Annotated in this window: 11 protein-coding genes; 8 read left to right on the plus strand and 3 right to left on the minus strand. The window is 72.0% G+C overall.

All coding sequences use genetic code 11. The annotated features are described in order from the left end of the window. Window positions 1–7 precede the first annotated feature (7 nt). Window positions 8–661 (minus strand): class E sortase, encoded by a 654-nt coding sequence (locus tag ABD205_RS04355; protein WP_344042782.1) that lies wholly within the window; start codon window positions 659–661, stop codon window positions 8–10. Window positions 662–671: 10 nt separating this feature from the next. Beyond that, on the minus strand, window positions 672–2,108 hold the full coding sequence (locus ABD205_RS04360; RefSeq protein WP_425572785.1) for a CCA tRNA nucleotidyltransferase: 1,437 nt from the start codon (window positions 2,106–2,108) through the stop codon (window positions 672–674). Between the two features lie 80 nt (window positions 2,109–2,188). Here ABD205_RS04360 and ABD205_RS04365 point away from each other — a divergent pair, with 80 nt between their 5' ends. The 7 genes from ABD205_RS04365 (at window position 2,189) to trxA (ending at window position 10,760) form a co-directional block, all read left to right on the plus strand. After that, the gene (locus ABD205_RS04365; protein ID WP_344042784.1) at window positions 2,189–4,315 is read left to right on the plus strand and encodes a DUF6049 family protein; all 2,127 of its coding nucleotides are present in this window, start codon (window positions 2,189–2,191) and stop codon (window positions 4,313–4,315) included. Then, on the plus strand, window positions 4,312–5,964 hold the full coding sequence (murJ, locus tag ABD205_RS04370; protein ID WP_344042786.1) for a murein biosynthesis integral membrane protein MurJ: 1,653 nt from the start codon (window positions 4,312–4,314) through the stop codon (window positions 5,962–5,964). Before ABD205_RS04365 ends, murJ begins: the two co-directional genes overlap by 4 nt. 139 nt (window positions 5,965–6,103) lie before the next feature. Then, window positions 6,104–7,852 (plus strand): protein kinase family protein, encoded by a 1,749-nt coding sequence (locus ABD205_RS04375; protein ID WP_344042788.1) that lies wholly within the window; start codon window positions 6,104–6,106, stop codon window positions 7,850–7,852. Then, window positions 7,849–8,526 carry an RNA polymerase sigma factor SigM gene (sigM, locus tag ABD205_RS04380; RefSeq protein WP_344042790.1) on the plus strand — a complete coding sequence of 226 codons (678 nt, stop codon included), beginning with the start codon at window positions 7,849–7,851 and terminating at the stop codon, window positions 8,524–8,526. Before ABD205_RS04375 ends, sigM begins: the two co-directional genes overlap by 4 nt. Before the next feature lie 76 nt (window positions 8,527–8,602). Continuing rightward, a complete protein-coding gene (locus tag ABD205_RS04385) occupies window positions 8,603–9,253 on the plus strand; it encodes a hypothetical protein (protein ID WP_344042792.1) in 651 nt (216 codons plus the stop codon). A gap of 80 nt (window positions 9,254–9,333) precedes the next feature. Beyond that, a complete protein-coding gene (gene trxB / locus ABD205_RS04390; RefSeq protein WP_344042794.1) occupies window positions 9,334–10,338 on the plus strand; it encodes a thioredoxin-disulfide reductase in 1,005 nt (334 codons plus the stop codon). 89 nt (window positions 10,339–10,427) lie between these two features. After that, on the plus strand, window positions 10,428–10,760 hold the full coding sequence (gene trxA, locus ABD205_RS04395; RefSeq protein ID WP_344042796.1) for a thioredoxin: 333 nt from the start codon (window positions 10,428–10,430) through the stop codon (window positions 10,758–10,760). Window positions 10,761–10,809: 49 nt separating this feature from the next. Here trxA and ABD205_RS04400 read toward each other — a convergent pair whose 3' ends face one another. Next, a complete protein-coding gene (locus ABD205_RS04400) occupies window positions 10,810–11,508 on the minus strand; it encodes a GNAT family N-acetyltransferase (protein ID WP_344042798.1) in 699 nt (232 codons plus the stop codon). Window positions 11,509–11,596: 88 nt separating this feature from the next. Here ABD205_RS04400 and ABD205_RS04405 point away from each other — a divergent pair, with 88 nt between their 5' ends. Beyond that, window positions 11,597–12,919, plus strand: a complete 1,323-nt coding sequence (locus ABD205_RS04405) for an aminotransferase-like domain-containing protein (RefSeq protein ID WP_344042800.1) — start codon at window positions 11,597–11,599, stop codon at window positions 12,917–12,919. Window positions 12,920–13,066 lie beyond the last annotated feature (147 nt).

Consider the following 13,066-nt stretch of genomic DNA (forward strand, 5'->3'; position numbering starts at 1 on the left):
TGGCAAGTCACTTCCGTGGTGAGGTGCCGACCAGGATGCCGAACGCGACGAGCCGGTCGTCGGTGTGGAACAGCTCCGAGCAGGTGGTGAGCGTGATGAGCCGCTCGCCCTCCCGCTGGGGCGGCTCCGCGCCGCTGCCGGGGTTCTGGGGCAGCGGGTCGAGCACCCAGCCGGCGGTGAACGGCACGACCAGGTCGTCGCCGCCCGTCGTCAGCCGATAGGTGTACGTCGTCGTCGCGGTGTCGACGTGGACCAGGTCGCCGACCCGGAGCTCCGGCATGTCGCGCAGCGGCTGCCCGTGCGTCACCCGGTGGGCCGCGATCGCGAAGTTGCCGACCTGACCTGGTCCCGCCGTGCCGGTGTAGTGGCCGAAGCCGGTCGCCAGCACCGTGTCGGAGGTGCCCTCGAGGACGGGCACGCGATAGTGCGCGCCGAAGCGCGGGATGCGGATCACGCCGCGGGTGGTGCCACGTGCGGTCCGTGCTTCGGTCTCGCCGCGGTCCCAGGCACGCTGCAGCTCTCCGAGCACCTGGTCGCGGTGCCGATGGGCGACGACGTCGGTGCCGTAGAACTCCCAGCCGACGTACCCCACGAGCAGCAGGCCGACGGCGACCAGCAGCACGCCGAGTCGCAGCTGCCACCGACGCGCCCCCGCTGCCATGGGAGCGACACTAACCGCGGGTCGCCCACCACTCCCGCAGCCGCACCTCGGCGTCCTCCCGCGACATCGGGCCCTCGTCGAGACGCAGCTCCATCAGGAAGCGGTAGGCCTCGCCGACCTGACGGCCCGGTGCCAGGCCGAGGATCGACATGATCTGGTTGCCGTCGAGCGCCGGCCGCAGCGAGGCGAGCTCCTCCTCGGCGGCCAGCCGCTCGATGCGATCCTCGAGCGCGTCGTACGTGCGCCAGAGCCGCTCGGCCTTGCGGCGGTTGCGGGTGGTGCAGTCGGCCCGGGTGAGGACGTGCAGCCGGTCGAGCTCGTCGCCGGCGTCGCGGACGTAGCGCCGCACCGCCGAGTCGGTCCACTCGCCCGACCCGTAGCCGTGGAAGCGCAGGTGCAGCTCGACGAGGTGGCTCACGGCGTCGATGTCGGCGTTGGAGAACTTCAGCGCCTGCATCCGCTTGCGCGTCAGCTTCGCTCCGACCACGTCGTGATGGTGGAAGGTGACCGTGCCGTCCTCGACGAAGCGCCGGGTCCTCGGCTTGCCGACGTCGTGCATCAGCGCGGCGAAGCGGGCGACGAAGTCGGGTCCGCCGCCGGGCAGCCGCGGCTCGAGGTCGATCGTCTGCTCGAGCACGGTCAGCGTGTGCTCGTAGACATCCTTGTGCCGGTGGTGCTCGTCGCGCTCGAGCTGCAGCGCGGGGAGCTCGGGGATCACTCGCTCCGCGAGGCCGGTGTCGACGAGGAGGCTCAGGCCGCGCCGGGGGTACGGCGCCGTGACCAGCTTGACCAGCTCGTCACGGACCCGCTCGGCGCTGATGATCGAGATCCGGTCGGCCATCTCGCGCATCGCGGTGACGACCTCGGGGGCGACGTCGAAGCCGAGCTGCGCAGCGAAGCGCGCGGCGCGCATCATGCGCAGCGGGTCGTCGGAGAAGGACGCCTCCGGTGTCCCCGGCGTCCGGATGATCCCGGTGGCCAGGTCGACCACGCCGCCGTACAGGTCGACGACGTCGCGCCCGGGAAGCCGGACCGCCATGGCGTTCACCGTGAAGTCGCGGCGGACCAGGTCGCCGGCGAGGGAGTCGCCGAAGTCGACGTCAGGCTTGCGGGAGGTCGGGTCGTAGGTCTCGGAGCGGTACGTCGTCACCTCGACCTGCCACGGCCCCTTGCGGCAGCCGATCGTGCCGAACTCGCGCCCCATGTCCCAGGTCGCGCCGCGACGGTCGGAGCTGACCCAGCGCTTCAGGATCGCCTCGGTGTCGTCGGGGCGGGCCGAGGTGGTGAAGTCGAGGTCGTTGTGCTGCCGGCCGAGCATCGCGTCACGCACCGGACCGCCCACCAGCGCGAGCTCGTGACCCGCCGCGGCGAACAGCTCGCCGAGCTCGTCGATGACCGGACCGAGGCGATCCAGCTCGGCGGTCACCGCGCGTTGCACGTCGGCGATCGTCAGGGCGGGAAGCGGGGTCTCGGACACGGGGGCTCAGTCTAAGAGACTGCTCAGACGCGGCCGTTATCCTCGCGTGCATGCCTCGACCCCGAGCGGCGCTTCGTCGCGCCCAGACAGCCGTGCTCGCAGCGGCGCTCGGGGGGCTTCTGACGGTGCTCGTCGGTGTCGTTCCTGCGCCGGCGCACGCCTCCCAGGCCGAGGAGCAGACCCCGCTGGCCGTCACCATCGGCTCCCTGAGCCCGTCCGCCCTCGTGCCGCGCGCGGGTGGCACCGTGACCCTCACCGGGACGGTGACGAACACTGACGACGCGCCGTGGCTGGACGTGACCGTCTACCCGTTCGCCTCGGCGCAGCCGATGACGACGACCGCCGAGCTGGCCGAGGCCGCCGCGACCGAGGAGACCGCCGACGTCGGCCACCGCATCGTCACCGACCTCGTCAGGATCGGCGACCTCCAGCCGGGCCAGACCACGAGCTACACGCTGACCGTCCCGCGCGACGACCTGCCGACCGCTCCGGGCGTCTACTGGTTCGGCGTGCACGCCCTCGGGTCCGGCCCCGAGGGCTCCGACGGGCTGGCCGACGGCCGCGCCCGTACCTTCCTCCCGCTCCTGCCCGCGAAGACCACCCCGGTGCGCGCGGCGCTGCTCATGCCGCTGAGGGTGCACGTGATGCGCAACCCCGACGGCTCCGTCGCGGCACTCACCAGCTGGCAGCGTCTGCTCTCGCCGACCGGGCGGCTCGGCAAGGCCCGGGCGATCGGTACGTCGGCCGGCGGCCGGTCGCTCAGCTGGCTCGTCGACCCGGCCCTGCTCGACGCGATCCGCCAGCTCGCGGCCGGCAACCGGCCCCGCGACATCTCCCCGACCGAGAAGCCGTCCGACGACGCGAGCGGGTCCCCGTCACCGACCCCGTCGCCGTCCGCGTCGGCCGCGCCCGAGCAGAAGGCGGACCCGCAGACGACGGCCGTCGCGACGCTCGCCTCGGGATGGCTGGACGCGATGGTGCCCGTGCTCCGTGACGCCGAGGTCCTCGCCCTGCCGTACGGCGACCTCGACCTGCCCGCCGCGGCTGCCCATGACCCCGACAGCTACGGCACGGCCCACACCCGGAGCATCGCGTTCTTCGAGGACCTCGGCATCCCGGCGGAACAGGTGGACGCACCGCCCAACGGCGTGATCAGCCACGACGGTCTCACCATGACCGACAGCGCGGCCCCGCTGGTGCTCGCCGACACGGCCCTGCCCGAGGACCTCGGCTGGGGCGTGAAGGCGTCGCCGCCCGTCGTCGACACCGGCTCGCGGCGGATCGCGGTGTCGTCCTCGGAGGCCGGCAGCGGCGGACCGGGACCCGGCGACCCGCAGGCCGACGTGCCGCTGCGGCAGCGGGTGCTCGCCGAGGCGGCCGTCCGAGCACTCGACCCGACGCGTCCTCCGCTCGTGATGACGCTGCCGCAGCGCTGGAACCCGGCGGATCCGATCGGGTTCCTCGACGGACTCTCCCAGCCATGGCTGGACGTCGCCGGCCTCGCCGCGGCCACGTCCGGACAGCTCGCGCCGACGATCGACCCGGCGTCGCTGCGCTACTCCGCGAGCGCCGCCCGCGACGAGCTCAGCGGCGCCCGGTTCGCGTCGGCGAACGCCCTCGTCAGGACGGGCCGTAGCCTGCAACGTGTGCTCACCCGCAACGACACGGTCGCCTCCGAGGTGGTCGACGAGGCCCTGACGGACGTGGGCTACTCCGCCCGGGCGAGCCTCTCCGACGACGCGTCGTCGTCGCGCAGCTGGATCGAGACCCAGCTCGGGCAGATCGAGGTGCAGGGTCCGTCCGGCGTCACCCTCTCCGGCGCCTCCGGGCGCTTCGCGGCGACGGTCGTCAACGGCCTCGACCAGCCGATCACCGTCTCGCTCCGGGCCGTCACCGATCCCGGCATCACCATCTCCGGACCGAAGTCGGTGCAGGTCACCGCCTCGGGCCGCTTCACCGTCCTGCTCGAGGCGAGCGGGGCGGAGGCCGGCGTGCACAACGTGAGCCTCCAGCTCGTCGACACCAGCGGTCAGCGCCTGGGCGGGTCGGCGTCGGTGCCGATCCGGGTCGCGGAGGTCAGCAAGATCATCTGGGTCTTCCTCGGCGTCGGCGGCGCTCTGCTCTTCGGCGCCATCGCGGTGCGGCTGGCGCGCCGGGTCAGGGCGGCACGCGCATGAGCGAGCGGGAGCGGGCCGACGAGAGCGTGACCGAGCAGCAGTCGGTCCTGCGCAACAGCGCGGTCATGGCGACGGGGACGCTCGTCTCACGCCTGTCCGGGTTCGTGCGCTCCGCGCTGCTGGCGGCGGCGCTCGGGGCACTGATCCACGCCGACGTGTTCAACATCGCGAACACGATCCCGAACATGCTCTACATCCTGCTCGCGGGCGGGGTCGTGAACGCGGTGCTCGTGCCGCAGCTGGTCCGGTCCTTGAAGAACGACCCCGACGGCGGTCAGGCCTACACGAGCCGCGTAATCACGCTCGTCGGCCTCTTCCTCGCGGGCGTCACGGTGCTGCTGATGGCCACCGCCCAGTGGTGGATGCGGATCTTCGTCTCCGGCTCGTGGGACCAGGCGTCGTACGACTCGGCGGTGACGCTCGCCCGCTACTGCCTGCCGCAGGTGTTCTTCTACGGCATGTTCGTGCTGGTCGGACAGGTGCTCAACTCGCGGCGCTTCTTCGGCCCGATGATGTGGGCGCCGATCGCCAACAACATCATCTCGATCGCCGTGCTCGTGAGCTACCTGGTCGTCTTCGGCGCCGACGACCCGCACCACGGCGCGTTCACGGGCGGCCGTGCGCTGCTGATCGGCGTGGGCTCGACGCTCGGCATCGTCGCGCAACTGGTCGTGCTGCTGCCCTACCTGCGCGCGGCCGGGGTGTCGCTGCGGCCGCGCTTCGACTTCCGCGACTCGGGGCTCGGGCACACGCTGCGGCTCGGCGTCTGGACGGTCCTGTTCGTGATCGCGAACCAGATCGCGTACGCCGTCGTCGTGCACCTGGCCTCCACCGGCACCGAGCACGGCACGTCCCACGGCACCGGCTACACGGTCTACTCCCAGGCGTTCCTCATCATCATGGTCCCGCACGCGATCGTGACGGTCTCGCTCGCGACCGCGATCCTGCCGCGACTCTCGTCGTACGCGGAGAGCGGGGACCAGCGCGCCGTCGCCCGGACGCTGGCGCCGACGCTGCGCACAGCGCTGGCGGTGATCATCCCGTTCGCCGCCATGCTGCCCCTCGTGGCCGCGCAGGCCGCTCACGTGCTGTGGGGGTACGGCGCCGCCGAGGCCGACGTCGAGAACTACGTCCCGACGCTCATCCTCTTCGGACCGGGGCTGGTGTTCTTCACCGTCCACTACCTGCTGCTGAGAGGCTTCTACGCCCGCGAGGAGAACCGTGTCGTCTTCTACATCCAGTGCGCCGTGGCTGCGACCAACATCGTCGCCGCACTCGTCCTGGTCCGCCTGGCCAGCGACCAGAACACGACACCGGCCCTGACGATCGCCTACGGCCTCTCGTACGCCGTCGGCTCGCTCGTCTCCTACGCCACGCTCTCGCGCCGGGTCGGTGGGCTCCGGACCCGCACCCTGCTGCGCTTCCTCGTCCGGATGCTCGTCGCCGTCGCGATCTCGACCGGCATCACGTACGGCGTCATCCAGCTGGTCCCTGCGCTGTCCGCCGAGCACCGTCTGCTGGGCTCGGTCGCGCAGTGCGCCGTCATCGGCATCATCGATCTCGGCCTGCTGCTCGTCGTGGCCCGGGTCATGCGGATCACCGAGCTCACCGACGTGATCGACACGCTGACGCGGCGCCTGAAGCGCTGACCGCCCGCGGGCCGATCGACTCGCCGATCCGCCGGATCCACTCTGTGCGGGATCTCGTGTGGCGCGCCCCGGTGAGATCACGACCGGAGCACTAGCATGGCGCCCGACGTGGTCAGGCCAGGTCACCGGGGGAGGTGCCATGACGAGGAAGCGTCCGGGTGACGTGCTCGCAGGGCGCTACCGGCTGGACGACCTGCTGAGCGAGACCGGACAGGGGCGGTTCTGGCGGGCCCACGACCAGGTCCTCTCCCGGGCGGTCGCGATCCACGTCATCGACGCGGACGACGAGCGAGCCGTGGGGTTGATGGAAGCCGCCCGTGCGTCCGCCCAGATCGTCGAGCCACGGCTGCTGCGGGTGCTCGACATCGAGAACGACGGCCGGATCTGCTACGTCGTCAACGAGTGGGGCAACGGCACCTCCCTCGACCACCTGGTCGCCGCCGAGGGCCCGTTGCCCCCGCGGCGGGCCGCATGGATCGTCGACGAGGTCGCGGCCGCGCTCGTGAACGCCCACGACCACGGCGTCGCGCACGGCCGGCTCAACCCGGAGAACGTCCTCATCGACACGACCGGGTCGGTGCGCCTCATCGGGTTCGCCGTCGAGGCGGCGCTCTACGGCCTCGGCTCCGACCGGATCGGGATCGACGTGGTCGACCTGGTCGGCCTGCTCCACTTCTCGCTGACCGGCAAGTGGGCGGGACTGTCGGAGTCGGGGGCGCCGCAGGCCCCGCGCGAGCAGCACGGCCCCGATGTCCGGATCCTCCGGCCGCGCCAGATCAGGGCAGGCGTCCCGCGTGTGCTCGACGACCTGGTGGACGAGGTGCTCAACCGGCCCCACGGACGTCACGCCGGCCCCAACACCGCCCGGGAGATCCACGAGGTCCTCTCGGCATATGTGGGCGACCGGTCCGGGCTCTCGGACGAGATGGCGCAGACGTCACCGGTGCCGGTCATCGGGCACAAGCCGAGGCCCGCGCCAGAGCCGGAGGCCACCGTCGCGGGCCTGCCGGTCTTCGACGACACCGCCGACACCTCGGACCGGCCCGCGGACACCTCCGACGCCGACTGGTTCGCGCCACGGGAGGACGTCCCGGCGCCGCCGCCACCGTTGGAGCCCGCGCCGGAGCGACCGCTGTTCGCGCCGCTGCCCGCCGACGGCGGACCGGCCCGGAGGGCACGTCCCGGCGCGGTGTCGGCAGCTCCGCCCGAGCCGGCGACCGACTCCGCGTCGTACTGGCCCTTCGACGCGACCCCGGAGGAGGCGCCCGTGCCGGGCCGTCGCTGGCTGCGGCTGGCGCTCGCGCTGGCGGGTCTGCTCCTGATCGTCGTCGCCGGGGTGGTCATCGCGCAGCAGCTCCACGACGGCGGCCCGGACCAGCCGGGCAAGGGCACGTCGACCTCGTCGAGTGCCAGTGCCTCGTCGAGGCCGTCCGCCCGTCCGATCACGGGGACGACCGCGCTCGACTTCGACCCGTTCGGGACGCCACCGACGGAGAACAGCGACCTCACACCGCTCGCGGTCGACGGCGACCCCACGACGAGCTGGCGGACCTCGACCTACCGCCAGAACCTCGGTCCGGGCGGCATCAAGAGCGGCGTCGGCCTCATCGTCGACCTCCGGAAGACGCACCGGGTCACGGCCGTCCGGATGGCCTTCGCGAAGGCGGGGTCCGAGGTCTCGCTGTACGTCGCCGACGCGGCGCCGAAGTCCGCGGCAGACCTCGGCAAGCCGGTCGCGACCGTCACGGCCCAGCAGGCCAACCAGGTGGCGATCGACCCGCCGGCGACGGGCCGCTTCGTGACGGTGTGGCTCACGTCGCTGCCCCAGGTCGCCGGCGGCTACCGCGCCGAGCTGGCGGAGGTCTCCGTCATCGGGACCGCGGTGTGAGCGACCGGACGGACGAGCGGCCCGACCGCACCGATCGGGAGCTGCTCGCCGCCCACGTCGCTGGGGACCACGACGCGTTCGCCGAGCTCTTCGCACGGCACCGGAGCCGCCTCTGGGCCGTCGCCCTGCGCACGATGGGCAACGCGGACGACGCCGCCGACGGGCTCCAGGACGGGCTCGTGGCGGCGTACCGCCGCGCCGGCTCGTTCCGCGGCGACTCCGCCGTCACGACCTGGCTGCACCGCGTCGTCGTCAACGCCTGCCTGGACCGCCTGCGCGCCTCGTCCGTACGTCGCACGGCGACCCTGCCCGATGACCACGACCAGCCACTTCCCGCTCCCGTCGCCGACACCGTCGATCCGGCGCTGGCCGCGGAGCGATCCGAGCAGCGCCGTCTGGTGCTGGCAGCGCTGGCCGAGCTGCCAGCCGACCAGCGTGCGGCACTCGTGCTGGTGGACATGGAGGCGATGTCGGTGGCCGAGGCCGCCGAGGTGCTCGACGTCCCCGTCGGCACCGTGAAGTCGCGGTGCTCGCGCGGCCGGGCGCGACTCGCGGTGTCGCTGCGGGCGGCCGGCGTGCTGCCGCCGGCGCCGCCCGTGGCCGTCGAGGGGAACCAGGACACCCCGCCCGCCGTCCCATCCTCGGAGCCACCAGCCCGGGCACCACCCGCCTGAGCCACCCAGGAGTGCCCATCCCGCCGCCCACGACGGCCGGTCCTCGACCGTCCGCACCGCCACCCGAGAGGACGTCATGCCCGACACCCCCGACGAGGAGCTCGTCCGCCGGCTCCTCGCCGACGCCCGCCACGACGAGCCGGTCCCGGCCGACGTCGTCGCGCGACTGGACGGGGTGCTCGCCGACCTGGCTGCCGAGGGGCGCCCGGCGGAGGTGACGCCGCTGCGGCGGCGGCACGACCCGCGCCGCCGCCGCTGGGCGGCCGGACTGGTCGCCGCGGCCGTGGTCGTGGTCGGGGGTGTCGCGCTGCGGTCCGTGTGGCCCGAGGGGTCGGGCACGTCGGGATCCGCGTCCTCGTCAGCCGACTCGGCGGGATCATCGTCGGCCGGGGGGCGCAACCAGGGCCCGGAGGCCGCCCCGGAGGGCTTCGCGATCGTGACCCCGCACGTCGCGGAGCTGCACCGGGCCACGCTCGCGGACGACGTACGCCGCGCCGTGGCCGGCCTGCCCGTCTCGCTCGGCTCGGCGCCGTCGTCGGCGAGCCCGCCCGCGTCCTTCACCTGTGCTGACGGTGGCTGGGGCGCCGGATCGGGTGTCCCGGCGCGACTCGACGGCACCGACGCGATGCTGGTGCTGCGCCCGCCGGCGGGCGGGGAGCAGGTCGCCGACGTGCTCCAGTGCGGCACCGGCCGGGTGCTGGCATCGGTGACGGTTCCGGCACGCTGACGACAGTGCCGGGTTGGGTCCGGAGATGGAACAAACCTCACCTAGGATCGGTTGGAGCAGGGAGCCAACCAAGGAGAACCATGACCGACCAGTCCGAGCCCCGCAACGTCATCATCATCGGGTCCGGCCCGGCGGGTTACACCGCCGCCGTGTACGCCGCGCGCGCCTCGCTCGCGCCCCTGGTCTTCGAGGGCTCGGTGACCGCCGGCGGTGCACTGATGAACACCACCGAGGTCGAGAACTTCCCGGGCTTCCGCGACGGCATCATGGGCCCCGAGCTCATGGAGAACATGCGCGCCCAGGCCGAGCGCTTCGGCGCCGAGCTCGTCCCCGACGACGTCATCGAGGTCGACCTGACCGGCGAGGTCAAGAAGGTCGTGACGTACGGCGGCACGTTCTACGCCAAGGCCGTCATCCTCGCGATGGGATCGGGCTACAAGAAGCTCGGCCTCCCCAACGAGGACGCCCTCTCCGGCAAGGGTGTCTCCTGGTGCGCGACCTGCGACGGGTTCTTCTTCCGCGAGCAGCACATCGCCGTCGTCGGCGGTGGCGACTCCGCGGTCGAGGAGGCGACGTTCCTGACCCGCTTCGGCTCGAAGGTGTCCCTCATCGTGCGCCGCGACGAGCTGCGCGCGTCGAAGATCATGCAGGAGCGCGCCTTCGCCGACCCGAAGCTCGACATCGAGTGGAACAGCGTGGTCGAGTCCGTCAACGGCGACGGCCGCCTCGAGTCGGTGACCCTCAAGGACACCGTCACGGGCGAGACCCGCGAGCTCCCGTCCACCGGCCTGTTCATCGCGATCGGCCACGAGCCGCGTTCCGAGCTCCTCGCGGGCCAGGTCGACCTCGACGCCGAGGGCTACGTCCTCACCCACGCGGGGTCCACGGCGACGAACGTCCGGGGCGTCTTCGCGTCGGGTGACCTCGTCGACCACACCTACCGCCAGGCGATCACGGCTGCCGGCTCCGGCTGCGCGGCGGCGCTCGACGCCGAGCGCTACCTCGCACTCCTCGAGCACCAGGCAGCGAGCGCGCGTCACACCGACAGCGTCGCCGAGGCCGACGCGGCATTCGCCCAGGCCTGATCGCAGCGCGGCCCGGCGGGAATGTCCGCCTTGCGCCGTGGGTTCCTCCACCAGACGTTTCGTTCATCTACACCGAAGGGTGGCCCGAAGTGGCTGACAACATCTCCGCCGTGACCGACGCCGAGTTCGACAGCGCGGTCCTCAAGTCCGACAAGCCCGTCCTCGTGGACTTCTGGGCCGAGTGGTGCGGGCCGTGTAAGCAGGTCGCCCCGATCCTCGACGAGATCGCCGGCGAGCACGGCGACAAGGTCACGTTCCTCAAGATGAATGTCGACGAGAACCCGGTCACGCCCTCGAACTACCGCGTCACCGGCATCCCGACCATCAACGTCTACCAGGGTGGCGAGGTCGTGAAGTCGATCGTCGGCGCCCGCCCGAAGGCCGCGATCCTCAACGAGCTCTCGGACTTCATCAACGCCTGACCGAGGCACCCGGCGGCACGCTCGCCGGGCACCGCGGTCGCAGTCGTCGTCACTGCCCCGGCACCTCACGGTGCTGGGGCAGCGGCGTCTTCGGGGCAGCGGCCTTCGGAGCCGTGCGGGTCGCTTTCGGTGCCGGCTGCTTGGGCCGTACGACACCCAGGAGCCGCTCGACCGCTCCCTCGACCTCCTCGCGCCAGCGCACCGCACCCTTGAGCTCCATCCGCAGCCGCGGGGCCGTCGGGTGGGTGCGGTGGGTCTTGAAGCCGACCCGCGCGAGGAACTCCTCGGGCGCCGCACACCGCTTGCCGTGGAGCCCGCTCGCGGCACCCCGGTCGCCGAAGGCCTCGACCGCCCTGATGCCGCCGCGCTCGATGAGGTCGCGCGCCATGCCCTGGATCAGCATCCGGCCGAGTCCGCCGCCGCGGTGGTCGGGATGCACCCACGCCGTCGTCATCAGCACCGCGTCGGGCGATACGGGTGATGTCGGGAAGGCAGCGGCGCCCGGCACGAACGCCTCGGGCACGTAGATCACGTACCCGACCGGTTGGTCGTCGACCACGACGACCCGCCCGCACGAGCCCCACTCGCGGAGGACCCTGGAGAGCCATGCGTCCTTCTCATCGGCCGCCTCGCCGTCGCACACCTGGGCCCGGCGTACCGGGTCCAGCTCCCAGAACAGGCAGGTCCGGCAGGGGGCCCGCAGCTCCTCGAACGCGTCCAGGGTCAGCCTGGAGACCTTGCGCGACACGGCACCTCCTGGAGCCGGTGTGATGTGACGCGACCGTTGGGTAAGACGGTGTGCGAGCGCCGGTCTCATCGTTCATGCTAGGAGGATCATGGAATCTCTGCCATCCTCCGTGCCCGCGCGCCACCCGTCTGTCCTCGACCCGTACGTCGACAGGTACGCAGCCCGCACGGCAGGGATGACCGCCTCGGAGATCCGCGCGCTCTTCGCGGTGGCCTCACGCCCCGAGGTCGTCTCGCTCGCCGGCGGGATGCCGAACATCTCCGGGCTGCCGCTCGACGTGGTCGGCGGCGCGATCGCCGACCTCGTCGCCACCCAGGGTCCCGTCGCGATGCAATACGGCTCCGGCCAGGGCGTCCCGGAGCTCCGTGAGCAGATCTGCGAGGTGATGCGCCTCGAGGGCATCCGTGCCAGCTCGGACGACGTGGTCGTGACCGTCGGGTCGCAGCAGGCCGTCGACCTGGTGACGCGTGTGTTCTGCGACCCGGGCGACGTGGTCGTCTGCGAGGCGCCGTCGTACGTCGGTGCGCTCGGCGTCTTCAAGTCCTACCAGTGCGAGGTCGTGCACGCGGAGATGGACGCCGACGGTCTCGTCCCCCAGGCGCTGCGCAACGCGATCCGCGCGACGAAGGCCGCGGGCAAGACGATCAAGTTCCTCTACACGATCCCGAACTTCCACAACCCCGCCGGCGTGACGCTGTCGGTCGAGCGTCGCCACGAGATCGTCGAGATCTGCGCCGAAGAGGGCATCCTGATCCTCGAGGACAACCCGTACGGCCTGCTCGGCTTCGACCGGGACCCGCTGCCCGCAATGCGCTCACTGAGCAGCGACAACATCATCTACCTCGGCTCGTTCTCGAAGACGTTCGCGCCCGGCTTCCGCGTCGGCTGGGCTCTCGCCCCGCACTCGGTGCGCGAGAAGCTCGTCCTCGCGCAGGAGAGCGCGACGCTCTGCCCGCCGCAGTTCAGCCAGATGGCGATCTCGTCCTATCTGGCCGTGCACGACTGGCAGGGTCAGATCAAGCAGTTCCGGGAGATGTATCGCGAGCGTCGTGACGCCATGATCGGCGCGCTCTCCGACATGATGCCGGCCTCGGTCCGGTGGAACGTGCCCGACGGTGGCTTCTACGTGTGGCTCACCCTGCCGCCCGGCGTCAACGCCAAGGCGATGCTGCCGCGGGCCGTCACCGCCCGCGTCGCCTACGTGCCGGGCACTGCCTTCTTCGCCGACGGCTTCGGCTCGTCCGCCATGCGGCTGTCCTACTGCTACCCGACCCCGGAGCGGATCCGCGAGGGCGTACGCCGCCTGGCCGGCGTCGTCGAGGCCGAGCTCGAGCTGCTCGACACGTTCGGCGACACCCGCGAGCTGCGCCTCGGTGCCGGCCTCGACAATCCCGGCACCGACGTCCGCTGACGGCCACGGTCGGAGTACCCGGTTAACCGGGTACTCCGGAACTTCTCGGGTGTCATGACACCCCGGGAGTTCCGGAGTTCCCTGGGTAACGTCACGAGTACCCGGTTAACCGGGTACTCCGTCCGTCGCGTACGCCAATCGCTTTGT

The organism is Nocardioides panacihumi, assembly GCF_039530925.1.
Taxonomy (GTDB): domain Bacteria; phylum Actinomycetota; class Actinomycetes; order Propionibacteriales; family Nocardioidaceae; genus Nocardioides; species Nocardioides panacihumi.